Annotated in this window: 18 protein-coding genes; 2 read left to right on the forward strand and 16 right to left on the reverse strand. The window is 42.9% G+C overall.

What is annotated here, in order from left to right:
* Nucleotides 1–106: 106 nt before the first annotated feature.
* Nucleotides 107–2,434: a mechanosensitive ion channel family protein gene (locus G9Q97_RS23850; protein WP_166151645.1), complete on the forward strand. Its 2,328-nt coding sequence runs from the start codon at nt 107–109 to the stop codon at nt 2,432–2,434.
* Nucleotides 2,435–2,490: 56 nt separating this feature from the next.
* Here the strand turns inward: G9Q97_RS23850 and G9Q97_RS23855 are convergent, their stop codons facing one another.
* The 16 genes from G9Q97_RS23855 to G9Q97_RS23930 form a co-directional block, all read right to left on the reverse strand.
* Nucleotides 2,491–5,061: a sodium:solute symporter family transporter gene (locus G9Q97_RS23855; RefSeq protein ID WP_166151647.1), complete on the reverse strand. Its 2,571-nt coding sequence runs from the start codon at nt 5,059–5,061 to the stop codon at nt 2,491–2,493.
* Between the two features lie 5 nt (nt 5,062–5,066).
* The gene (locus G9Q97_RS23860) at nt 5,067–6,077 is read right to left on the reverse strand and encodes a Gfo/Idh/MocA family protein (RefSeq protein WP_166151649.1); all 1,011 of its coding nucleotides are present in this window, start codon (nt 6,075–6,077) and stop codon (nt 5,067–5,069) included.
* A gap of 17 nt (nt 6,078–6,094) precedes the next feature.
* A complete protein-coding gene (locus tag G9Q97_RS23865; RefSeq protein WP_166151651.1) occupies nt 6,095–6,964 on the reverse strand; it encodes an SMP-30/gluconolactonase/LRE family protein in 870 nt (289 codons plus the stop codon).
* Nucleotides 6,965–6,970: 6 nt separating this feature from the next.
* On the reverse strand, nt 6,971–8,464 hold the full coding sequence (locus tag G9Q97_RS23870; RefSeq protein ID WP_166151653.1) for a M81 family metallopeptidase: 1,494 nt from the start codon (nt 8,462–8,464) through the stop codon (nt 6,971–6,973).
* Complete coding sequence (locus tag G9Q97_RS23875) at nt 8,454–8,831, reverse strand: RidA family protein (protein ID WP_073091712.1); 378 nt, start codon at nt 8,829–8,831, stop codon at nt 8,454–8,456. The genes G9Q97_RS23870 and G9Q97_RS23875 overlap by 11 nt, the downstream gene beginning before the upstream one ends.
* A gap of 50 nt (nt 8,832–8,881) precedes the next feature.
* Nucleotides 8,882–9,541 carry an RraA family protein gene (locus G9Q97_RS23880; RefSeq protein ID WP_166151655.1) on the reverse strand — a complete coding sequence of 220 codons (660 nt, stop codon included), beginning with the start codon at nt 9,539–9,541 and terminating at the stop codon, nt 8,882–8,884.
* A complete protein-coding gene (locus tag G9Q97_RS23885; RefSeq protein ID WP_166151657.1) occupies nt 9,538–10,464 on the reverse strand; it encodes a dihydrodipicolinate synthase family protein in 927 nt (308 codons plus the stop codon). The genes G9Q97_RS23880 and G9Q97_RS23885 overlap by 4 nt, the downstream gene beginning before the upstream one ends.
* A gap of 27 nt (nt 10,465–10,491) precedes the next feature.
* Nucleotides 10,492–11,583: a pyridoxal-phosphate dependent enzyme gene (locus tag G9Q97_RS23890; protein WP_166151659.1), complete on the reverse strand. Its 1,092-nt coding sequence runs from the start codon at nt 11,581–11,583 to the stop codon at nt 10,492–10,494.
* Nucleotides 11,580–12,404 carry an SDR family NAD(P)-dependent oxidoreductase gene (locus G9Q97_RS23895; protein WP_166151662.1) on the reverse strand — a complete coding sequence of 275 codons (825 nt, stop codon included), beginning with the start codon at nt 12,402–12,404 and terminating at the stop codon, nt 11,580–11,582. Before G9Q97_RS23895 ends, G9Q97_RS23890 begins: the two co-directional genes overlap by 4 nt.
* On the reverse strand, nt 12,388–13,308 hold the full coding sequence (locus tag G9Q97_RS23900; protein ID WP_166151664.1) for a succinylglutamate desuccinylase/aspartoacylase family protein: 921 nt from the start codon (nt 13,306–13,308) through the stop codon (nt 12,388–12,390). The genes G9Q97_RS23895 and G9Q97_RS23900 overlap by 17 nt, the downstream gene beginning before the upstream one ends.
* A gap of 156 nt (nt 13,309–13,464) precedes the next feature.
* A complete protein-coding gene (locus tag G9Q97_RS23905) occupies nt 13,465–14,628 on the reverse strand; it encodes a sialidase family protein (RefSeq protein WP_166151666.1) in 1,164 nt (387 codons plus the stop codon).
* Nucleotides 14,629–14,639: 11 nt separating this feature from the next.
* Nucleotides 14,640–15,758, reverse strand: coding sequence for a sialidase family protein (locus G9Q97_RS23910; protein ID WP_246255850.1), 1,119 nt, complete (start codon nt 15,756–15,758; stop codon nt 14,640–14,642).
* A gap of 31 nt (nt 15,759–15,789) precedes the next feature.
* Entirely contained in the window at nt 15,790–16,950 is a 1,161-nt protein-coding gene (locus G9Q97_RS23915; RefSeq protein WP_166151668.1) for a sialidase family protein, read from the reverse strand.
* Nucleotides 16,951–16,984: 34 nt separating this feature from the next.
* Nucleotides 16,985–18,469: a RagB/SusD family nutrient uptake outer membrane protein gene (locus G9Q97_RS23920; RefSeq protein WP_166151670.1), complete on the reverse strand. Its 1,485-nt coding sequence runs from the start codon at nt 18,467–18,469 to the stop codon at nt 16,985–16,987.
* Nucleotides 18,470–18,496: 27 nt separating this feature from the next.
* Complete coding sequence (locus G9Q97_RS23925) at nt 18,497–21,694, reverse strand: SusC/RagA family TonB-linked outer membrane protein (RefSeq protein WP_317168811.1); 3,198 nt, start codon at nt 21,692–21,694, stop codon at nt 18,497–18,499.
* A gap of 156 nt (nt 21,695–21,850) precedes the next feature.
* The gene (locus tag G9Q97_RS23930) at nt 21,851–23,422 is read right to left on the reverse strand and encodes a sialidase family protein (RefSeq protein WP_166151674.1); all 1,572 of its coding nucleotides are present in this window, start codon (nt 23,420–23,422) and stop codon (nt 21,851–21,853) included.
* 360 nt (nt 23,423–23,782) lie between these two features.
* Here G9Q97_RS23930 and G9Q97_RS23935 point away from each other — a divergent pair, with 360 nt between their 5' ends.
* Nucleotides 23,783–24,505: a FadR/GntR family transcriptional regulator gene (locus G9Q97_RS23935; RefSeq protein ID WP_166151676.1), complete on the forward strand. Its 723-nt coding sequence runs from the start codon at nt 23,783–23,785 to the stop codon at nt 24,503–24,505.
* Nucleotides 24,506–24,542: the final 37 nt, after the last annotated feature.

Raw genomic sequence — 24,542 nt, forward strand, 5'->3', positions numbered from 1 at the left:
ACTATTTATTTGCATTATCTTTTTTTCTTCCCTGTCATTCGGTTTGGCGCAAGGATTAAATCTGAATTTTGATGGGACACCCCAAAACAAAAATGACACTGTCAAAATGGCTGATAGTTTAGCCATAGAACCACTAAGCTTTGAACGAAAAATCCAACAAACCCAATCCTTTTTAAATCAGCTTCAGATCATACAATCAAAATTATCCCGTGCCCGAGACACCCTTTACCTGCATGAAGAAATACTGGTCATGGAGTTGGTTTTGAACAGGATCAAAGACCAGTCTCTAATCGAAAGAGGTACCGTAAATCTAAGGTTCCTCAATGAGTTGGAAAATTTAATAATAGGATATCAACAGCAAATCAATACCTGGCAAAAAGAAATTGATGATAATGTCAATGCATTTATGGAGTCTGGTAAAGAATTATCCATTATCAACGAAGCTTCATTTTCTGCTGGCGAAGAGGAAGACACTTTGGCCCTTCAGGGATACCTGAATCAAAAAAAGGTACTTAAAGAAAAATTTGCCTATGTGGACAGTATTTATACCCTTAAAAGAAATAAGGGGCTGGAAATGCAGAGCCGGTTAGGCGGTATACAGATTCAGCTTGTTGACCTTCTGGAGTCAGTCAGGATCCGGCAAAGGGGTTTCAGAAGAGATCTTTTAAAAAGAGATAGCCCTAACTTATGGGAAACACATGCCTCTGAATTGGAAAAGCCTTTGGTGTCGGTAATTAAGGAAACCTTAATTCTTAATAGGGTCATTGTCAAGCATTACCTCGAATCAAAATATGGCTGGTTGCTTTTCATTTTGTTACTTTTTCTATTGTTGTTTTTTGGCATTCGAAACATGATCCAGAAAATCAGCCAAACCAAGGATTTTTCTAACCTGATACTTGACAGAAGTAAATACCTCAGGTATTCCCCTTTTCTAAGTACTGCACTGATTCTTTTTACCATAAGCCCATTCTTACTCTCCGTCCCCCCCTATTTCTTGATATTTTGCTGTCTCTCTGGTAGCGTCCTGGCCACTACTTTTCTGATTCGTATCGTTCTGGATAGAGGGGACATGTTGCTTTGGCTTGTCATGGTTATGGCATTTTTGGTGTTTGGGGCAAGTAATCTCATCACACAACTGGCCCATCAGGAAAAATGGTACCTGCTTTTATTCTCTTTAGTCGGTATTCTGGTGGGGCTGAAAGTTTTGTTCCATATCAGGAAAAAACCGGGCAAATTCCCGGTAAATTTACCCTATCTGATCTATTTTTTCCTGGTGATGCAAACCGTCTCCATTGGCTTTCATATCATAGGAAGGTTTAGTCTTGGTAAAATCCTTGGGGTAGCTTCTACTTTAAGCACCATGCAGGGAATTTCCCTTTATGTTTTTGTACTTGTACTTATGGAGGCCATCTACCTGCTTTCAGAATTAAGCAAGGACAACCAGAAAGATTATGCCAATTACCTCAATTACCAGGCTATTTACAGCCGAATGAAAAAGATTTTCTCCTTCCTGGCATTGCTAATGTGGCTTTATTTATTGCTTGTGAATCTTTCATTGAATCAAACCATTGGTAATCAGTTATTGATTTTTTTGCAAACTAGCCGGACTTTTGGCAATACCACATTTACCTACAGCAGTATTTTGACCTTCTTCTCACTGATTTGGATTTCCTTTGTACTCGCTAAAAACATTGCTTATTTCGCTTCTATCCGGGATAGTCAAAACCTTGGACCAAGGGAAAAGCGACTGGGATCATCCATTCTATTGATCAGGCTTTTTATCCTGACCCTGGGCTTTTTCCTTGCAGTAACGGCTTCCGGTCTTCCCCTTGACAAGCTGGCAATCGTTTTGGGAGCCCTGAGTGTTGGGATCGGGTTTGGTTTACAAACCATCGTCAATAACCTGGTTTCCGGTATTATCCTCGCATTTGAACGTCCAATACAAATCGGTGATGCCATAGAAGTAGGTGGACGTACGGGGGTGGTGAAAGAAGTTGGTATTCGCTCCAGTACTCTCCAGGCCTATGATGGATCTGAAGTGGTTATACCCAATGGAGACTTGTTGTCCCAACACCTGGTCAACTGGACCTTATCAGACAAAAAAAGAAGAGTGGAAATTCTGGTAGGTGTGGCCTATGGTTCTGAGATTGAAAAGGTCCATGAAATCATTAAAAAAGTCTTGTCCCAAGATGGCATCCTTTCTTTTCCCTCTCCCAATATTTTACTTCATAATTTCGGGGACAGCTCACTAGAATTCCGCATCCTTTTTTGGGTTGCTAATTTTGATGAATGGATTCAGGTAAAAGACAAAGTATTAAGGGAGATCTATGCTGCTTTTGCAGTGCAAAAAATCGAAATCCCCTTTCCTCAAAGGGATTTGCATATTAAAACTGAAAAATTCCAAAAAATACATCCTAAAAAAAGTGAAGAATAATGCTGGAATAAAGCAGGCACCTTATGACCTATTATTTTAGTATTTCCTGTATCTTTTTAAAACGATCCTTTTTTAACAATGGATTTATAGGTAAAACCATGAGGCTGGCTTTTCCCTTTTGGAAAAAGTAGGCTAAAGGTATAGCCAATAAGCACACAACTTAGCACGCCGATAGCTCCATATAAATAGCCGTTAACCTCGGTATACCTGCTTACCAGAAAAGTAATAAGCGCACCTGAAATGGTACCGATAATCACGCCCGTTGCATTTGCTTTTTGGCTGAATATGGCCAGAACAAAGACTCCTGCCAGGCTACCTCCAATCATTCCCAGCAGTTTTTGAAAAAGGTCAAAGATAAAACCAACCTCGGACACGGCTATCCACATAGCCGTGAGCGTACCAAAAACACCCATCACTACTGTGACGATTTTCGCCAATTTCAGGTACTCCCTATCAACTAATTTTGGATTGAAAAATTTATGGATATCTGTGATATAGGCAGTTGAAATACTATTCATACTGCTATCCAGTGAGGACATGCTTGCTGCAAATATCCCGGCGATTACAAGTCCTGCTATACCGATGGGAAGCTCTGCCACGATGTAATAAGGCAGTAATTCTTCCGGATTGATACTTCCGATTTTATCGGGATTACTATAATAAAAGACATATAACACCGTCCCTAAACCAAAAAATAACAGTATTCCTGGCAACGTAATGATGCCGTTCGTCCAAAGGCTTTTGGCAGCTTCATCCTCATTTTTAACAGTAAGGTAGCGTTGAATGACCACTTGATCCGAGGTATACGAAATTAGGTTTAGAAAGAAAAATCCGATGATGGCCACCCAGAAAACCAATTGGGTATAATCCCACGACCAATCGATCAATTTGAATTTCTGCTGCTCAGTAGCTACCTGGATAATTGTTTCCATTCCGCCATCAATATTGGCAATGGCGATAAAAATGGAAAGCAAAGCGCCTCCCAACAATACCAACACCTGAATTACATCAGTCCAAATCACGGCTTCCATTCCTCCCATTACAGTATAAACCGTACTAAACAAGCCCATGATTCCAATGCAAAGTAAAATATCCATTCCTGTGACTGATGCAATAGCGATGGCGGGAAGATACACCACCACGCCCATTCTTGCCAATTGCAAAAAAATAAATGTTAAACTCCCCAGTAAGCGGACATGAATATTGAATCTTAACTCCAGGTATTGGTAAGCAGTAGTGATGTTTAGCCTCCTGAAAAAAGGCAGGTAATACCGGATGATGACGGGGACAATAGCAAAAATCATAAATGAACCCATGGCCAAACGCCAATTGGTGGCATAAACAATTACCGGAATGGCCATGAAGGTTATCGCACTTAACTGAGTGCCATAGATACTCAAACCCGCCGCCCACCAGGGGATCCTTCCCCCTGCAAGAAAATATTCATCTGTCGTGTTTTCTCGTTTGGAAAAATAAAACCCGATACCCAGCATCACGCAAAGGTAAATGCCTAAGGTAGTCCAATTGGCCCAGCCGAATGCATTTTGGGTCTCCATACCCATAACCTTTGGCGATCTGACCCCAGGGCCTTTTTCTCCATTAGGAACCACCCAATATCCCTTCCAAAAGGCTGTCGGGGCGGTCACCCTTGAGCTGCCTGCAGGCATATCGCCCATTTCTACCCAGGCTTCTGCCTTGCTGTGATAGGCCAGCATTTTGTCTGAAAACCCCGGATGAGAGGAAGGATTCGTATGAAGGAGCGTTTTCTGATCCAATCCCCCGGGAATCAAAATATGGGAATTACCCAAGCTAAAGGCTGGTGAGGGGGCAGCAGCCACTCCTCTGGGTAAATCCTGGAGTTGCTCCCATTTCCCCTGTACGGAAGAATCACCCGGAAAATACCGATAAGCATCTGTTAGTAATTGCCTATCCAACCCTCCGTCCTCGTTTTTCAGCAAATGAAAACCACTAAAAAGATAAAACACCCCGTTGTGGGAGGCCGCAACCGCCTGAATCCGCGAAATACCTGGAAAAGCCGGACCATTCACCCATTTCATGGCTGACGGAGCTTTATTCAAATCCAGCATAAAAAAGGCAGTCTCGCCAATCCCTTCCGGACTTACCTGACCCCCTTGAATATAGACCACTCCATCTACCACAGCACCTGTCATGTTGGCCAGCGTCACTGGCAGGGAAGGATAATTAGATTCTATATTAATTTCACCATTCTGGTAAGATAAACTGTAAACCTTATCATAATGTCCTTGCGCACCATTCCCCCCAATCACCCAAATTTTGTTATTAAAACTGACAGAAATGCCATAGGCCAGCGGTCGGGGAAGTTTTTGCCTGGCCACTTGCCAACCTTTATCCTGGTTTTCCAAAAAATAGATGTGATCATACCAGACTTTTTTGCCCCCTTCCCAGGGTCTTTTATCAGGAAAATTAGCACCTCCCGCTACCAACAATGTCCCATTGCTAACTCCGGCAAACATTCCGGCAAAACCCTCCTTGTCGGGAATGGTCGGTAGTTCTTTCCATTGTATTTCTTTGGCTGTCAAATTGGATACCAATAGATAGTTAAGAAGAAGGAATGTGATTTTTAAAATGGATCTGAAAGGTATCATCCGTATTAATTTGATCTTGAGGTTAGATTAAAGGGCAGCTTGACTTCCGTTCCAGATTCTGAGGAAAAAAAGGCTGCAAATAATACCTCCATCACATGCAAACTGTGTTTCCCCGAAACCTTGGGTTCCCGGTTCAATTCAATGGCCCAGGCAAAATCCTTCCATTCAGCTTCCAAAGCAAGCGCCATCCAGTTTTCGGCGTATGAGTCAGGCAGTAATTTCCATTTCTGGTCTTTCCCCAGAAATGCTCCCTGAGAAAAACTAATTTTAAGCATTCCCTGAGTTCCATGTATTTCAGCATCTACCTGATTCACTCCATTTTTGAAGCCTGCAAAATGTAATGAAGCCTGCTGTTGATTACGGAATTTCATAAGGATAACACCCTCATCATCTACTTCATCCTGGTGAAAACGATTGGATATCGTGGCATATACCCGCTGGACTTCGGAAGGGATCAAAGCACAAACCAAATCCAGCTGGTGGACGGCTACGGACAAGAGATATCCTCCGCCGGTTTTTTTCTGCAAATGCCAATCCTGTCGCTCTTCATGTTTCCAAAAGGAAGCCGAGGTAGCCTTGACGGTGTGAATAGCTCCCAGATTTCCGGATTCCAGGTATGTCCTGGCTGCCAAAAATGCAGGGGTAAACTGCCCAACCTGCCCGACCATTAACTTCACATTGTTTTTCTTACTGGCTTCATATATGGCCCGGCAATCCTCCCATGTAGAAGCCATCGGTTTTTCTAATAATATATGCTTCCCTGCACTGGCTGCGGCAATTGCAATTGTCGCATGAAGATGATGCGGTGTAGCAATCAATACCGCATCGATGGCGGGATCTTCCAGAAGGCCCTTATATTCTGTATATCCCTCCACACCATAAGTCTTCCTTAGCTGGTTCAAGGCGAAAGGATCTCTTCTACATACCGCCTTTAGTTGAAGGTTGGGTAACTTTCCTATGGCCTCAATATGTTTGATGCTAAAATTTCCTGCTCCAATAATTCCTATTGATATCATATCAGAAGTTTATCCATTTAAAAAAGGGAATACCCTCCTACCCCAACCTTGATCCTTGTCAACCTTCCTGGCCCCGGCTCCGAAATCCCCCCCGTTATCCAGATTTCATCACCTACGAAACATACATTACTCGTCAGGGGGATTCCGGAATCATAAGATGCCAAAATTGCTCCTTCATTAGAAAGTACATGAATGGCCTGCATCCCATAATGGGCAATCCACAGTCTGCCTTCTATGTCCAAAGCCATACCGTCAGGAAGGTTGCCTGTTTCAATGTTGTTTTTATTAAATGGCAATGAGGCAAAGACCGTCATATAACCTGCATCTTCAAGCTGGACATTCAAATCCACTTTTAAAATCCTGTTTTTATAACTTTCAGCTACCCATAAAACATTCTTTTCTTTTTGAAAAACGACGCCATTCGCGAAATCTATGCCCCTGGCCACGGTTCTGGCTGATCCATCCCATCCTACAAAATACACCATTCCTTCTTTCCTGACAGAATCCGTAAAATAAAACCCCCTATCCGGATCAATCGCGATATCATTAGGGCACCGAACCTTATGTCCTTCGATGCTTTCCGGCGAAACACTCCCTAATAGTTTTCCATTGGAATCGTATTTCAAAACACAAGCTGAAAAGCTGTCACAAACCAAATGATCTCCATTGAGCAAAATGGCTTGCCCATTGGGTCTTTCACCTTTTCCCCATAGCAACGAACGCCCCCCTTGGAATCTTCGAATCCCCTTACCTGCCAAATCTGTAAAATACAACGATCCTTGAAGATCAACAGCCGGTCCTTCAGTATAATGGTTCAATTCCAGCATCAGCTCAGGACGGGTCGTTTCTGGGTCGGGAAGTGCGTTTTGATCTGGGTTATGCATCATTCTGATTCAGGATAAATCATCTAATGGATACAGCGGCTTTCTCCTGTTTAGGTACCGGAAATTAGACATATCTGCACATGTAACCCCTGGGGTATTTGCGCGGATAAAACTTTTACAAACAGTCTGATAGGCTGCTAGCGGCGCATTTACCCCCTTGGCAACTATGATATCAAATTGGGTAGGATCAATCGTAAAATGAACTAATTGTTGAAGGCTAAACGGAACCGTTCTCAAGGATGTAAGCATTAGGGTATTGCCTGATTTTGTTTTTACAATGGCTGTATCTCCCATATTAAAATTTACCTGACCTCCATGCCGGGGCTCTTTTTCCGAAAATTTGCCATCCACTAAAGAAATTAATTCTACAGCTATTTCTACAGGATTACCATGCAGCTTATCAGTTTTACCACCAATACTTAAGGGAATAAAACCGGTTTCATTCCTTCTTTTTTTAATGGCCCTTACGGCTTCCGGGTCATTTATGCACATAAAGCTTCTTTGCCCGGGTTGTGATTCCACCAATTCTAGTAAGAATGTACTGTCTCCGGGCGATCCTCCTCCAACGTTGTCACCCATATCCAATAATAGGACCGGTTTTTGTGCATTTCGGATTTCCTCAGGCAAATGATCAATATCGGTTTTGCCTCCTGAAAAAACCAAATGGTTTTTAAAAATATACTCATTCAGCTGGCGTACGGCTTTTTGTGCCACCCAATGGTCTCCATCTGCCACCGCAATAAAGCTCGTTCCCATCTCCGGAACGTCGGCGTAAGGAAACCCCAAAACGACACTCGTAGAAAGAATTTCAGGTCTTAAACCTATTTCTGAAGATAATTCGTAAAGTTCTTTGCATGGACTGGACTCAGTGTGCTGCAAATCGATGCTTATTGCTACCTGACTTTGGATGGCCTGCATGACTGGACGAATTTCGCCACGGATCCTACCGATCATAAGCCTTCCTGCCTCCATTCCCACTTGCCTTTGGTCCACATGAGGATTGGTTTTGTATGCCACCAAGGCATCCACGGCCTCCACCATAACATCACTCAGATTGCAATGGGGATCAATGGTACCAATAATAGGAAGCTCTGGACCAAGCATATCTCTGACCATTTTCAGCCAATGGCCATCAAAATCCGAATAGGAGGCGCTGACACCCGCACCATGCGGCACCACCATTAATCCATCCAAAGGCATTGACTCGGTAATGGAATTTTTTACTTCAATAAATAAACGAGCTGCTGCTTCTCTCGACAGGATTCCACCTGGGGTAGCCTCTGCGTAAAACAATGGAACGATCTCCAAATCCGGTTCCATTTCCAGCACTTCCACCATCCCGCCTATCTCATGAAAGGCATCCCGATATTCTTCAATAATAGATCGGCCGTAAAGCAGATGACCGTTTTGAAAATCCTCCCAATTGGTCCGACTCTCCAAAAAAGTATTGGACTCATGGTAAATTCCCAAAATTCCGATCCGTTTTGGATTTTTATTCTGCATACGCAATCAAATCAACTTCAAATTTCAACAATGTTCCCAAGCAGCCAATCAGTGTAGTCCTGGCTGGGTAGGGGGGTTGAAAATATTCTTCATAGATTTGGTTAAATTCTACCAGGTCTTCCTGACGTGCTACATAATTTCTGACCTGCACGACATGGCTGAAATCCAGACCTGCCGCAGCCAGAATCTTCCTGGCATTTTCAAATGACCTTCTGACTTCTCCTTCAAAATTATCATCCACAATTTTCCCGCTTTCATCAACAGAGGCCTGTCCTGATACAAAAACCAGGTTATTTACTTTTAAGGCCGGTGAAAACGGCAGGGTACTTTGGGGAACTCCTTCCCCAGAAATAACTTCTTTCTTCATAAATAATGTCATTAATAAAAGGTTTCCATTAAGCCTATTAAGGCTTTGATTCATAAGACACCATATTTTTTGTAAGCATCCATTGCTTTCATTCCCTTTTTGATTTCATCCCTGGTGATATTTTCTGCATTCACTTTTAGCATGGCTTTTTCTATGGCTGCTTCCTCAACTTGCTGCGGAATGACCACTACTCCATCTTCATCGCAGAACACCAAATCTCCCGGGCAAAACACCACTCCTCCTATTTCCACAGGGACATCGATATCAATTACCCGTTGTCGGTTTTGGCTGTCATAAACCCGTTTTCCTTTAGCTAAAACCGTAAAGCCTATAGCTCTGATTTTGGCAATATCACGAATGCTCCCGTCTACTAATGCTCCTAAACACCCTCTGTTTCTCGCTGCCGTAGATAATAATTCCCCCCAAATGCCAGATCGGTTTGATCCTGCAGCGGCTGCAATAAAAATCTCACCAGGTTGACAGTCATCAACGGCCTGAAGCTCCAGTTCATAGGGGTTGGGATCTATGTGGTACATCTCAGACCAAAGGGTGGTTTTACACCTTCCTACCAGTTTAGCCTTTCCCGTATGAATGGAAAAGGAGATGTCGGGCGATTGAGCGGAAAACCCCAAACCATCCAATGCATCCGAGATGACAGCCACATACAGCTTTTCTTCCATCTCACTTAGGGAATAGTTTGTCTTTTTCATTTGGAGAGTTGGTTTTTTTTAATCCTGGAAGCATCAATAATTAATTCTACCAAAGCCTGCACTTTTTCCTCTTTCCAGGGCTTATTGGTATTCCCCACCGGGGGAATGGAAGGACCAATGTCTACGGCATACCTTAACTGAATGGCTTGCCTGAAAAAGGTCCAAATATTGGGCAATACCTCTGCTATCATCTCCTGAAAAACCAGCATAAAGTCTGTAGCAAGCTGAACATTTCCATTTAAAAAGGAATTCCGAACAAACTGGCATTCCGGACCAAATAAATTATAAAAGGAACCAATAGCGCCCGAAGTACCACAAAGTGCCGCATGGCACATCAACTCATCCGCCCCACTGAAAAGAGTTAGCCTGCCCCGTGAACTATACGAAATGGTACTTATTTCCAGCAGGTTATTGGTGGTCAATTTCATCCCAGCCATATTTGGGAGTTGAAGCAATTTATTAACAAAGCCCACTAATCCATCTGAGAAACCAGTGGATCCTAGTTGGTAAGGAAAGAAAGGTAAATCAGTGGATTTAGCAATTTCTTCATAATGCTTCAGCGCCATAGCAGAGCTGCCGTCAGAAGAACCGTAATATACCGGAGCAACGGAGGAAATGCCATCTACTTTACAGCTTTCCGCATGTTTCGCAAGTCTTACCGATTCATTTGTAGTCATGGAGCCTACCTGAACAATAATCGGAATCCTTCCGCTGTTAACTGCTGCAGATACCTCTGTGACCCTCTTTCTATCGGCTTCACTCAATAAAAAACCCTGGCCTGTAGACCCAAGCAAATACAAGCCATCCATTCCTTGTGAAATGAGGACATCCAACCACTTTTCCAACTGAACCATATCTGGCCGTCCATCTTCATTCAATGGGGTTAACATCGCAGGCCATACCCCTTTTAATTTATCATTCATCTTAAGTTGTTATTATTTCGATTATTTTCATTCCACTTTAAAATAAGCATCCATACTTTTTTCATCCAGGTATTGCACGGGATTCATTTCAATCAAATTTTCTATAGAAGGAGGATCCTTGAATCCATTTCCGGTAACGATGCATATGGCCTTATCCTCCGGTTTCAACTCTCCTGACCGGACAGCTTTCAGCCACCCTGCCAAAGAAACAGCTCCGGCAGGCTCGGCGAATATACCCTCCTTCTCTGCCAATAATCGCTGACATTCGAACACTTCCTCATCCGTCACCAGGTAGCCGTTACCCTTTGTATCTCTACAAGCCTTCAACGTATCAGTGCCATCGATTACATTGGCCACCTGCAACCCACTAATTTTGGTAGCGGCGTCTGTTACGGGTTGTGCATGATCCAGGCCATTTCTTAAATTGCCAGCAATGGTATTATTGCCTTCGGGCTGAACACAATGGATCCTGGGAACTTTAAAACCAGGCTGCCTTTGGTTCCACCGCTGAAAGCCTCTGACCACGGCCAGCGCCAGGCCTCCTCCTCCTGCGGGCACAAAGATATTGGTCGCTTCGGGCATGTCCTCAGCTATTTCGAAACTGATGGATTGTACGCCTTTCATTCCTATCGGGCAATATTTAAAAGCGCTGACCTGAATCCGGGTATGATTTTGAATGGCCAATTTAGCGAGCTTGTCAAACACCCTTTCACTGATTTCACTGCTAATACCAAAACCCTTTATCATGAATAACTTTGCCCCGAAAGCTCTCATCTGCTTTAACTTGCCCTCAGGAGCCCCCTCCACAATGGCAATTTTACAAGGCAAACCTGCCGCAGCAGAATAGGCAGCAAGTGCTGCCCCGGTATTCCCACTGCTTGTAGCCAAACAAATTTTACTTTTCTTATTCAGAATTTCGGCAATGGCAAAAGCTGCAAAGCGATCTTTATATGACCCGGAGGGATTTGCGGTTTCAAGCTTAAAATACAAATTATTAATGCCTATTTCCGGGCCGATATTTTTAGATTGAATCAAAGGAGTGCCGCCTTCCCCCAAACTGAATAGTGGGAGGTCGGTCGGCAATTCCATTAAATCCTTGTACTTCCAGATTCCTTTCAAAACTCTTTGGGAAATTGTGAATGTTTGTTTTTATAACTGCTGAAATTATGTGTAAATCCACCATCAATCACTAGAGAGGTCCCTGTTACAAAAGCGGCTTCTTCAGATGAAAGCCAAAATACCCCATTTGCAATTTCTTCAGGGGTAGCACTTCTTTGCAGTGGAGTCAGATTTTCCATATCCCTTACCAGATCACTGCTGATGTTCTCGCCTTTACTGTCGGTAAAATCCTGACTCATTGTGGTGTGTACATTACCTGGACAAATGGCAGTTACCCGGATTCCGGAAGGACCATACAAAGCTGCCATTTCATACGTAATACTAAGCAAGGCCCCCTTTGAAGCAACATAAGCAGGACTGGTCCCTCCGGCTCTATCTGCCATGATGCTGCTGACGTGGATAATTACACCTTTGATCCCATTTTTTTCCATATTGGCTGCCACTAACTTACTCAAGAATACCGGTGCCGTCAGACAGATTTTAAGCGTTTTCTCCCAATTTTCCAGGGAAATGGTCCGCAGGGTTTCCAGCGTCCTCCATGCTGCATTATTGACCAAAACATCGATCCTTCCCCATTTGGCAAGTGTATTTTCCACCACTTGTTTTAGAAAGTCGCCGTCTGCCAAATCTCCATGAAGAACGAGGCAATTTTCTCCCTCTTTTAGTAAAACTGCAGTTTCCTCCAGCTCTTCTTTCTGATCAGCGACCAGAGCGACAAAGTCTCCATTCCCGGCGTATTTTTCTGCCATGGCTTTCCCTATTCCCCTGGAAGCCCCGGTAATGATAATAACCCTTGGAGAAAAACTATCCGATTTTTTCATAATAATTTGAATTTCCAGCCGATAAAATTCCCGCCAACGCATCCCCTTTTTTTGCCATGGGCACTGCCCGGATCAAAAATATCCGTCCAGCCTGCAGGGTATGCACCTCTATTTTTTTCTCTCCATAAAAATCACATAGATATCCCAGAACTTCATTTTGCCGAACCTCCTGTCCCAACTCAACCGTGACGACAAAAACCCCCTCCTCTGGGGCTGGATACATCTCCTGCAAATGTCCACTTCCCGGTTGATTATCTTCGATTTTAAGCGTCACTTTGGAATCCCCTTTTACTGAAGGAAACATTCCGAAGTATGCCAAAACATTTTTGCACCCGTCTACTAAATCTCCAATGCCGTCCGGATAATACCCTCCACCCCTATATTCCGTGTAGATGGCCGGAACATTTTCATCTCGTGCCACGGATAAGGTTCTTCCTTCCAGATCCGGACTTGTGCCCCATATGATAGGTAAATTAAATGCTTCAGCCATGGCTCGCTGAGTATCCAGCACTTCTGAATTGGGGTGCATCATATATCCCGATAAAGGTGAAATTTCAAATAAATTACCACCGGTATGCATGTCAATCAAAAAATCAGCTTTCCGGATCAATTTGCTGATTTCATGGGCTACCTGTTCGGTGATGCTTCCTACTTTTTTTCCCGGACAGGTTCGGGCAAGATCGAGTCCGTCTAAACCAAGTCTTGAACCAGCCAAAAACGCTCCCTTATTTACCACGGGCACTAAGGTTAGCGAACCCTTCCCAATTTTACCCTTCAACTCATTTATTAACTGTCGAACGGCAAGGATTGGTTCGTATTCATCCCCATGTACTCCGGCAATAATCAAGCCTTCGGGTCCCGGTTTTGAACTTTTTATAGTGATAATAGGAAATAGGTTTGCCATGTACAAAACAGTCGATTAGCCAAACTTAAACAAGTCGAAGGTATTTTACCTTTTTCCGCCTGTCTGAAATTTTTGAAAGGGATTTTTCGAACGAAGCCTATCCAACATTAGCATATTTCCAGCTTCAGGAAATAGCGTAACTTATCCTTTTCTTTATTATTCATACAGCCAATCCATGTCCACTTTACTGACCTTAGTTACTGATAGACCAGTTCCAGCAGGTCGGTTCCCGGCACAATACCCCAACAACACATCCTCTCCCACAAAATCCATGGCAATATAACAATACCAACCGTCAGGGTCATCTTCCAGGGTTTTGGTCATTTCCCAGGTTTTTCCCTGGTCTTTTGAGATGGCCGCATTTAAGGGTGTTCTGAGCTTGGATATTTCGGGGTCATCAGATAAATTATTGTTCCATACGGCCAAAAGGTCTCCGCTACTGGGAATACGTTCAATGGTGGCCGGGGATACTGGTGACACCAGGGTGCTTTTTTCCACCTCAGACCAGGTCTCGCCCCTATCCTGGGAATACGAATAGCACTGTACGCCTGCATTGGACCGGATAAACATTAAAATGGATCCATCTTCCAACTCCACCACACCGGGCTCCTGAAGAACAATATCCTCTGGATTGGGCACTTCTTCACTACTTTGCCAGGTTTGGCCATTATCATCCGAGTAATAGGAGAATATATCCCCTTTTCCGCTCCACTCCATGTCCGGACCAGCATGCCTGGCCACTGAAAGCATTAACCTGCCATCTTCCAATTGAATGACCCGGTCATTGTTCAACACAAAATAACCTTCCTTGTCTGTAATACAAGGTATGGGTTCTGACCAGGATTCTGTTTCATCTTTAGAGATTCGCATCATGGGAATACAATCATCCGTATCATTTTTCCTTAAATAGAACATGGCAATATCTCCATTTTGTAAGCGAAGCAAGGAGACCGACATGACGTTCATACCGCCTTCATTCGGAAGAATCTCCACATCCGCCTCTGTCCAGCTTTCCCCCTTATCGGAAGAGTACCTTCCAGCCAAATAGGCCGTGGCATGATCACTGGAAGACTCCCCATAGTAATGGGAATAAACAAAAAGAATCCGGCCGTCATTTAGCTGAATAAAATCTCCTTCACTGTTTCGGGGATTATTATCTCCGGGATTGAGCACCAGGTTTCGCTGAATACCATCATCCACTTTTTCGTTAATATTTTCCATAGCTGTCTGATCTTTCACTTCATTACCTCCACATCCATAAGCTATCAGAGCTGTTATAACCATTATTCCGATGGCTCCATTAAATTTGTCTTTTACCATATCCATATCATTTAATCATAAAATTCCTTTAAGCTTATTTTCCGCAGTACCAGTGGTATTTTTTCCTTTAGCCCCAGCCGATTTGCGGCCATGTACCCCAGGAGAACTTTATCGTCCAGAAAGGAAATGGCCGTATAACAAAAGAATCCGTCGGGGTCATTCTCAAGTGTTTTAATGTGGATCCAACTTTTACCTTCATCTTTAGATACAGCAGCCGTCAGGGGGGTCCTGAAAGAGGCTTTGTCCTCGATTGAGCCATCATTGTTATTCCAAATCAATAGGAGATCGCCTGTCTTAGGAATCCTCTTGAGTGATGCCGGAGATCTAGGTGATGCAATGTCTGAGGGGTAGACTTCCTCCCAGGTAAATCCCTTGTCATAGGATTCACTCAGGTATTGCACCCCACGATCGGTTCGCAACCACATCCTGATAGCACCATTTTTCAGTAAAACCAGGCCCGGTTCCTGCAAAACAACTTCTTTTGGATTAGGTAGCTCCATGGTACCTTGCCAGGTACGACCGTTATCGTCCGAATAATAACAATAAATTCGCCCCCGCATACTAAAGTCTTTGCCTGCAATTTTATGAAGTGAAACAGGCACTAACAGTCTTCCTCCCGGAAGTTGAATGACACGGTCATTGTTTAATACGAAATAACCCTCTCTATCATTAATAACCCTTACCGGTGCTGACCAGGTTCGGGCCTCGTCGTGTGAAATACGCGTATAGGGAGTACAATCGTCCAGTGAATTTTTCCGCGCATAAAAAAGCGCAATGGAACCATTTTGCAGCCGAAGAAAAGAGACAGACATGACGTTCATTCCGCCCTCATTGGAAACGATAACTTCATCCTCATCGGTCCAGGTATTTCCTCCATCAGATGAATACCGACCTGCTATGAAGGCACTTGCATGATCACCAGATCCACCTTCAAATTTAGAATAGGCAAACAAAATCCTCCCATCTTTTAATTGTATAAAGCTTCCTTCGCTGTTCCGTGGATTAGCACCCTCCTTACCGATCTGCAGGACAATCTGAGATGGGTTCAATAGTTCCTGCGCCAGGGATTGGCTTACAATATTTATAAGAAAAAACCCTATAAATACGAATAATCTATTTTTCTTCTTCAAGACCGCTATAGCTTTAGCACCATTATGCAATTTATTGAATAAAATCTTCCTCTTTAAGTTTAACCCTGAGACCACCCTGCATGGTAGTTATCCATAATTCCCCTGGATTTATTTCAAAGACATAGGGATAGGAAATCCTTCTTAATGGTGGATCAATTTTTCGACAGCTGTCTATTTTTGCAATTACTTGCGGATCAGACCAGCTGTACCCATCATCCTCAGAAAACGCCATGGACAACTCGTCTCTATGATTACTTGCCGCCACTTCTGACCATTGCTTGTCTCCACCGCTAAGGGGATATTCGCGCGTGCCTTCCGGGAATCTTCTATTCCAAACCAATACCAATCTGCCACTATTCAGCCTTTTTAGCAAGCCCGGGGCCGAACTTGCTTCTATATCGGTTGGACGGATATTTCCCCAGGTTTTCCCATCGTCCTTGGAGAATGCTTCCCAGAATGTCCCCCAATTGGTGCGCATCAAAAGCCACAATTCACCTTTGTCAAGCGCTTCGACAGTGGCTTCAGTCACCCCGCTGTGATGGCCAATACCACCAAGGTCAATGATATTTGATCTTTCCCAGGTTTTTCCTTCATTTCCTGATTTATAGGTTAGGACGGTGTGATGGCCAGGGTAGTGCCTCATCATCATGGAGGTGAATACCACATTCCCATTTTCTGTTTCGATCATGTCACGAATAGCACCGGTCCATTCATTGTGGAGTTTTTGCACATCTTGCCAGGAATTACCACCATCCAAACTTCTTACAGTATAGGTAGGAAGTCTGGCGCCTGGTGAATCTGAAATAGCCTCCTGCCAATTCCAATTAGCCCTTTCCTTTAAATTCATGAAAGCGAGAATGATGACCCCGTTGCTTGTCTTCAATATTGCCCGTTCATCTGAAATCAGAAATTTTTCAGGTTGCTCAAAAACTGGCCGCCTTGCCCAGGTTTTCCCATTGTCGCTACTTATGATACAATCAGTTCCATCTACTGTTAAAATATTCCCATTATCCAGCTTGACAAATGGCCCCATCATTAGCCCTTCTATTTCATCCACGTCCTGATGAACCAAGGCTCCTATTGAGATCGATTTCCCATTATCAGGGCTCAAAAAGGTCTGTTGGGCTTCTACCGGAAGGCAGAGAATTACCATAACCACCGTTATGGATAGAAATTTTTGGATTATGGACATTGCTACTATTATTCAGATTGTACTGCCATTTTTTTTATTGTTCGTAACCTGGATTTTGGGTTATTTTAGAGTTTAGACTAATGGTTTCCAATGATATAGGCCATAGCAGCAAGTGGTTTTGTCCAGCCTTGCCCTGTAGGGAAGGGACCTTATCAAATGCGGCATTAAAGCGGACGAGGTCCCACCATCTTTTTCCTTCAAAGGCCAATTCAAACAACCTTTCCTGTAAAATTGCCTCGTCGTTTTCAGATTGGGATCCATTGGTAAATTCATACATTGGAAAATCATCTCCATATGCTCTGCTTCTGACCAAATTTATTTCAGGCGAAGGATCCTGTCCAAGGGCATTTTTGGCTTCCGCTATCAGGAGTAATAATTCAGCATACCTGTAAATTACAATATCATCCAGAAACCTTCTCGTGCCTCCCTCAGAATAGCCATTGCCTTTTAGCACAATAGAGGTGATAAAGGTATTTTCCTCCTCATTAGAATATATTTCGAGAAAACTAGCTGATTTCCTGCTATCTTCCTCAGTAAACTGATTTCTCATGGTAGCAGATGGCGCCCACCAATTAAATCCTCCAGGGGTTCCGATCGTTTCCAGCGTCTGCTGGTCATAGGTATCCCTGATATCCAATGCATTAATATACATATCTGAATACATGTTATTAGAAGATTCAAAATCGCTGAAATGTACGGCAAAGATGATTTCCTGATTTCCTTTATTGTCAAAATCAAAAATCCTGGAGTAATCATCCAAAAGACTCAGGTTCGCAGATTTAGCATCATTTAATGCACTTAATGCCGTGGTAAAATCTGCTTCTCCTCCCCCCATTGTTTTACCAGTCCATAAATAAACATCCCCTTTCAATGCATTGGCCGCAGGCTTGGACCACATGGCCCGCCCTGAGGGAAATTCATTGGTTGGAAACAAATTAATGGCTTCATCAAGATCGCTCTTAATCAAATCAAAAACAGCCGAAACCGCTACTCTTTCCTGAAAGGTGGTCTGCGCATCATAACCTTCTACCGGTTCAGTTACCAAGGGAATATCTCCCCATGTTTTCGCCAGAACGAAATACACAAAGGCTCTCATGGTATAGGCCTGGGCCAGCAAATCATTTTTCTTGTCTTCGTTGGGAAAAGAAATCTCCGGAACATTTTCTAGTACCAAATTGGCATAATTAATCACCCGGTAGGCCTGCAGCCAATCCAAATCCGCATTACCCTCATTCATGTCATTCTCAAAATATTTCTGTCTGAAATCTGCATTTTGAATTCCATGCCCCATCACTTCACTTCTGGCCTCTCCCATATAAAACAAGGACCTTGCCGCCAGGTTTCTAAACTGGTTGTACATTCCAATTACTCCACCAGTTGCATCCTGTTCCGATTGCCAGAATGAATTGGCTCCTATAGAACTAATTGGCGCTAATTCCAATGGCTCTGTGCAAGAATAATTTAGCAGGAATACCAGCATCCCAAGAAGGAAATTTCTATTATTGATAAACTTTTTCATGATGTTTTCTTTTTGATCAGGACTTGATTAAAGCGACAGGTTGATGCCTAACATAATGTTTCTTGGTACAGGAAAACGTCCCCTGTTAAGCCCTCCATCCTCAGGTGAAAGACCACTAAAATTGGTAAAATAGTACAGGTTATTACCGGTAAGGTTTACCCTGATCCCTTCTATACCAATCCTCTTGTACCAATCAGCCATGTAATTATAGCTCAATGTGAGCTCCCTTAAGGCCAGGTAATCTCCCCTTTCATAATTTAAAGAACTTCCTCCGCCGTTATTAAGATTTCTCGGATCTCCTCTCCAATAATTGCTTTGAGCTACCTGATCTGCCCAGTAGAATCTGGGAACGTCAGTCACATCTCCCTGGTTTTCCCAGGACCTCAAGATGTTTGAACTCATATTTGTATTTCCGACAAATTGACCATCCAAGTTTGCCCGCACATAATTATAAATGGTATGCCCGGTCGTATAATCCATTCTTAAGTAAAGGTTGATGCCCTTATAATTTATATTATTGGTAAATCCACCGGTCCATTTCGGAAAAATATTACCCATATAGACCCTGTCCCTGGTATCAATCACACCATTGCCGTCCACATCCAGCCAATCAACATCTCCCCCAAGTCGGGTCCGGTCAGGTCCGGCCATGATCAAATCTTCGGGTGCTTCAGCAGCCGCCTGGTCTGTCGGAAAAACGGATTGGTACTGGTAACCATACATTTCACCTATTTGGCCACCTTCCTGTAATCCACCTTTCCAGACATAATCTCCTACAGACTGGTCATATAGTAATAATCCGCCAATTCTGTTATTCTCATTATCATTCTCAGGCAATTCCAGTATTTTATTCCTGACAAAAGAAGTATTGAATCCAATATTCCACTTCCAGTCTTTTGTTTCAAGAAGGTTTAAACTGACCTCAAGTTCAACACCGCTGTTTTCCAAACTACCCAGGTTGGTTAAAATACTGGTAAACCCCGTTAATTTTGGCATCGCCAGCGTGGTAATAAGATTGGACGTGACCCGCTGATAATAGTCAAACAATAAAGTAACCTTATTATCGAACAGACTTGCATCAAAACCCAGGTCAAATGTTCTGGACTCTTCCCATTTAAGATTTGGATTGGCTATCGTAGTGTACTCCACGGCTGCGTTACCCTGATAAATGGAACCAACGCTGTAAGACCCCTGTGACTGAAAATCCCCCAAATTACCCAAGTTACCATTCAGCCCGTAACTTGCCCTCAACTTAAACCGGTCTACTCCTGCCGGACTATTCCAAAAATCTTCATTATGTAGGTTCCAACCCGCTGAAATCCCGGGGAAAAATCCCCATTTATATTCGGAGCCCAGGTTAGAAGCACCATCGTATCTTGCGCTTACGGAAACCAGGTATTTATTGTCAAAATCGTAATTCGCCCTGCCAAAGTACCCGAGAATCAATTGCTTTCCTTTGCTGCTGGAAACCTGAACTGGCTCTCCTGAAGCATTTAATGTAGGGATAAGGTCTGTGGCCGCTCCCCTTCCCTCAGCAAAAAGACGATAATTGTCTCTTTGGTACAATGAATACCCAAGGGTAGCATTAAGGTTGTGTAGTTCATTGAAACTCCTTTCGTAATTAAAGACTGCATCTACCTGAATTTGCTCCCAGTTTTCCTGAGTCCCGGTCGCATTCCGGTCCTCTACCAGTTGGGTAGGTGAATTTAAATAAGACATTAAAAAAGTGTTGGCAGTATTGGTTCTTGAAAACAGAGAAGCGGAAGGCTCAAAACTCAGCCCGGGTGCAAGTTCCCAGTTAGCACCAGCACTAAGGGTCATGATGCTTAAGGTATTGTCATTTTTACTTCGGCTTAAATGGTATGCAGGGTTTCCCAAAGAACGATTAACCCCCGGCGACAGTGTTCCATCTTCAAAAGTATATTTGGCAGTGGGAGGAGTAGCGATTGATCTTTCAAATAAATTATTTTCACTATACACCAAATTATCTGATGATCTGGTAAAATTTAAGCCGGCAAATACGAAGAGTTTTTCATTTACTTTCAACCTGCCATTCATATTGGCTGTAAATCTTTTATAATTGGTGGTAATGGCCGTACCATCCATATCCGCATAACCTACCCCAATATTAAAAGTCGCCTTTTCAGATCCTCCGGATAAATTCAGATAATGATCATGTGTCACTGCAGTTCTAAACAAAACATCCTGCCAATCCACATCGTCAAAAATGATGGTTTTAGAAGGATCCAGGGGATCTGGCATGCTCTCCCAACCTTCGTTAAGTTTGTATTCATTTTCAGGGGTCAGATACTGCGTAGTATAGGCCGTATTATTGGTAAGGTCATTTCCAATCCCAAACCCAAAAGAACCATCCAGCATAGGAAGCCTTCCCGGAGATTTAATTCCGGTTGCCGCTACACCTAATCTTCCATAATAGATATAATCTCTTGCAGACAAAAGGTCGTATTTCTCCCTTAATTGAGAAGTGCCAATGGTATATCGGTAAGTCACTTTCGTGTCACCTGCCTTCCCACTTTTGGTGGTTAAAATTACTACCCCGTTGGAAGCGCGAGAACCATAAATAGCTGTGGAAGCGGCATCCTTCAGTACCTGCATGGACTCAATATCCATCGGGTTTATACCCTGAATGTCATCTCTTATCACGCCATCCACCACATAAAGCGGCTGAGCTCCATTGGGATTGTTAATAGAAGTTCCGCCCCTTACTATTATTCTCGGAGCAGCACCCGGTTGACCGCTTAGGGTTTGTACCCGTACTCCCGATACAGTACCCTGCAAAGCCGATGCTGCGTTCCCCAAAGGTACATTTTCAAGGACCTTAGTATCCAGCGTACTAACGGCTGTTGTCAACTTTTCACGGGATTGCTCCCCATAACCGACCACGATTATTTCTTCCAAGGCTCCTACATCCGTGGAAAGCTGCACGTTAATGGTAGTTTGATTGCCTACCCTAATATCTTCTGTAGCAAACCCGATGGCCGAAAACCTCAAAACCGGATCATCTCCAGAAACCGTCAAAGTGAAGTCGCCATCCAAATCAGTAACCGTTCCTATGGTGGTACCGACCACTAGGATGTTGACTCCAGGAATCGTAGTATTCCCTTCTTCCGACGTCACTGTTCCATTAACACTACGGGACTGCCCCCAGCTTTGTCCCAGCCCAATTAGCATAACCAGGAAAGCTGTTGCGTGCAGTCGTCTCAAGAAACCAGTACAATTTTTTCGCATACTTGTAGTATTTATATTAACAAATTACTGTTTTGTGTATTTATATACTTATAAATAAGTTACTTATATTATTTTAATATGTACTATTTATTCAAAAATAAGCAATAATTAAATCCATCAAAATTTCATTCATTATTTTTTTTCAAATGCAATCTCTCGTATCCATCTCTGAGGCATGCCGACACTCCCCACACCAATCCTAAGATAATTCAAACCTATCTCAGTTTTTCTTCTCATTTTAAAGGTTCCGATTGAATTGTTATTTACCTTAACTTCCAATTTACTTAGGCCCTGAGCTACCATTTCCCATTTCAATTCGAAGATAGCGGCAGAATTTCCGCTTAAATGCCTTTTAATATTTTCCCTTCTGACTTCAATTCTGAAAACAGCATGCTGGGATGCCAGACTATCTTCAGGAATGGAAAAATGGTCGGTCAACGCCAGAAACAATGTTTCAAAGTCCTGATTGGAATTCACTTCCAGTTTTAAGATACCCTCAACTGCCATCGGGAAATTCACGACCACTTCTCCACTTGAGTGCACTTTGGGATAACTAATTCCAGTAACCAAATTTTCAACCTCCGAAACAGGAATGCCATTAATTTTTTCTACCAGGTCCGAATTACCAAATTCAATTCTTTGAATTTTTTCGGCAAACCAATCAGGATTAACTTCGTACATTCCTTTTCCTTCCCCTTGGCCTGTAACAAGTAAAATATTGCCGTTTTCCATTTCTTCTGCGGACGGATAAGCTGTACCACTATCTCCTTTATTTATTTCAAGGTCCGGTGATTGAGCAACCTCCCTAAATCCTTTCCAGGTCAGTCCATCGTCGTTGCTAATGGCACCATGCAATATTTCCCGTCCTCCCAGGGCATAAGAATTAGGATGATCCCATCGTTGACAACTATTCCAAAAAATCACCATCCTCCCATCATTTAACCGCAAAAGGCTGGCGGGTGAGTCTGAGGAGATAAAATCAGTAGGCTCAGGGTCCGTCCAGACCTCCCCCTTGTCCCAGGAAACGGATTGAAATAATCTCCCGCGGGTCGTTCTAATCAGCATCCAGACCGATCCATCTTCCCTTTCAATAATTGCCGGCTCAATGGCTCCGTACCTGGTGACTTTATTATTATCAATTTCGATAACAAGCTCATCGGGCGAAGTGTCCCAGGTTAATCCACCATCATCTGAATACATCGTCTGTATGGAGTTCCACCCAAAATCTATTACATTTTTTGGTGGTTTCGCTTCTCTTTCCGGCACCGCCTTACCAAATGACAGCAGCAGCCTGCCAGATTTGAGTTTTGTCAGCCCTCGAATAGCGCCTACATAACCATCAAAAATTTTAATAGGAGTACCCCACTTGTTGTTTACCCGCCGGTTTACCCAAAGATCAAGCTGCCTTCCTCTATACCCTTGATCCCCCTCTCCGAATAGATGAAAAACACAAAGCAGATTCTCATTTTCAGCTTTCACCACCTGCAACGCATAATATGCCTGTCCCGGCAAGGGAAAAGCCGATTCCGGCTCTCCCCATCCAATTGGGTTCTTTCTCAAAACCATCACCTTATCGGCGTTTCCAGGCCGGTTGATATAAAAAATTGTAGGGATTCCCCCGTCATTTATCACTACAGCTTCATTGGCGGGAGACTTGCCGATTTTTAATGGAAGTGAAAAATAAGCCGCATTATAAGCGGACATGAAGGGAGGATTTATGAGTTTACGGACCGCCAGGCACCCGGAATCCCATACTCCATTGTGGAATAATTCAAAGGGATTATCCCCAATCGGAATAAAAAACAACATAAGGTAAATCAACAAACCCAACGTTTTCTGCATGCTAAAGTCAACTTTTCATTATGTATTATTTATTTAAATTTGTATAATAATCTCCACATATGCAAGCATTTAAATACTTAAAATAAATCATGAATTTTCAATATTTCATTGATTTTTAGCGATTTTAAAACTGTCTTTGATTAATTTAAAGGCATCTTGAGAAAAATTATTTTAATATTACTTATTATATTTGCTCCTGTAATTAATTTTAAATTAGAGCTTGTGAAAGCATTAAAAGTTAAACCTAAGCCGGTAATCGACCAATCCCTATCATTGGTAGACAAGGTGGAATTAAATCTCAGAGAGTATTTTACAGAAGCTAATCTACAACCTGGGGATGCCATCCCAAAGGAAGCAGAACTGGCCGAATCAATGGGGGTCAGCCGAACGGCTTTAAGAGAAGCACTGTCCAGACTTAGAACTCTAGGCTTGATAGAATCCAAGAGGAACAGGGGCATCATCTTAACACAGCCAGATATTTTGGGAAGCTTTGAACGTGTGCTCAATCCCATGTTGTTAGACAGTGCTACACTTCAGGACATTTTTGAATTGCGACTTGTATTGGAAATGGGTATTGCTGACCTACTTTTTATCAGGAAAACCAACGAAAGCATCCGGAAATTAGAATTGTTAGTGGAAAAAGAAGAAAATACCAAAGATCGGTTTTTGAAAAACAGGTATGATGCGGAATTCCACTCCATGCTTTACGAAATTTCCGGCAACCAAACATTATTACGCTTTCAGAAAATGTTACACCCTATATTTAACTTGGTCCATAGCGGACAAATCATTGGAAAAACGGAAGTTAAAAATGCCGTAATACATCGGGATTTACTAAATGAGCTAAAAGAGGGTACTCCTTCCAGTTTCCGGGAAAAAATGAGTGTGCATTTAAAAGTCTATTTTGGGCTTCTTGGAAAATTCGATAAAAATTTGACCACCTAGGATAAAACTATATCCTTCGTGGTTTTTTTATGATTAT

It is taken from the genome of Cyclobacterium plantarum (assembly GCF_011290685.1).
GTDB lineage: Bacteria > Bacteroidota > Bacteroidia > Cytophagales > Cyclobacteriaceae > Cyclobacterium > Cyclobacterium plantarum.

Excerpts from the sequence above, each read along its gene's own strand:
- G9Q97_RS23885 (WP_166151657.1), bottom strand. The coding sequence starts at position 10,464 with ATGAATGATAAATTAAAAGGGGTATGGCCTGCGATGTTAACCCCATTG.
- G9Q97_RS23875 (WP_073091712.1), bottom strand. The coding sequence starts at position 8,831 with ATGAAGAAAGAAGTTATTTCTGGGGAAGGAGTTCCCCAAAGTACCCTG.
- G9Q97_RS23880 (WP_166151655.1), bottom strand. The coding sequence starts at position 9,541 with ATGAAAAAGACAAACTATTCCCTAAGTGAGATGGAAGAAAAGCTGTAT.
- G9Q97_RS23870 (WP_166151653.1), bottom strand. The coding sequence starts at position 8,464 with ATGCAGAATAAAAATCCAAAACGGATCGGAATTTTGGGAATTTACCAT.
- G9Q97_RS23915 (WP_166151668.1), bottom strand. The coding sequence starts at position 16,950 with ATGTCCATAATCCAAAAATTTCTATCCATAACGGTGGTTATGGTAATT.
- G9Q97_RS23900 (WP_166151664.1), bottom strand. The coding sequence starts at position 13,308 with ATGGCAAACCTATTTCCTATTATCACTATAAAAAGTTCAAAACCGGGA.
- G9Q97_RS23855 (WP_166151647.1), bottom strand. The coding sequence starts at position 5,061 with ATGATACCTTTCAGATCCATTTTAAAAATCACATTCCTTCTTCTTAAC.
- G9Q97_RS23850 (WP_166151645.1), top strand. The coding sequence starts at position 107 with ATGGCTGATAGTTTAGCCATAGAACCACTAAGCTTTGAACGAAAAATC.
- G9Q97_RS23860 (WP_166151649.1), bottom strand. The coding sequence starts at position 6,077 with ATGATATCAATAGGAATTATTGGAGCAGGAAATTTTAGCATCAAACAT.
- G9Q97_RS23905 (WP_166151666.1), bottom strand. The coding sequence starts at position 14,628 with ATGGTAAAAGACAAATTTAATGGAGCCATCGGAATAATGGTTATAACA.
- G9Q97_RS23895 (WP_166151662.1), bottom strand. The coding sequence starts at position 12,404 with ATGAAAAAATCGGATAGTTTTTCTCCAAGGGTTATTATCATTACCGGG.
- G9Q97_RS23920 (WP_166151670.1), bottom strand. The coding sequence starts at position 18,469 with ATGAAAAAGTTTATCAATAATAGAAATTTCCTTCTTGGGATGCTGGTA.
- G9Q97_RS23865 (WP_166151651.1), bottom strand. The coding sequence starts at position 6,964 with ATGATGCATAACCCAGATCAAAACGCACTTCCCGACCCAGAAACGACC.
- G9Q97_RS23930 (WP_166151674.1), bottom strand. The coding sequence starts at position 23,422 with ATGTCCGCTTATAATGCGGCTTATTTTTCACTTCCATTAAAAATCGGC.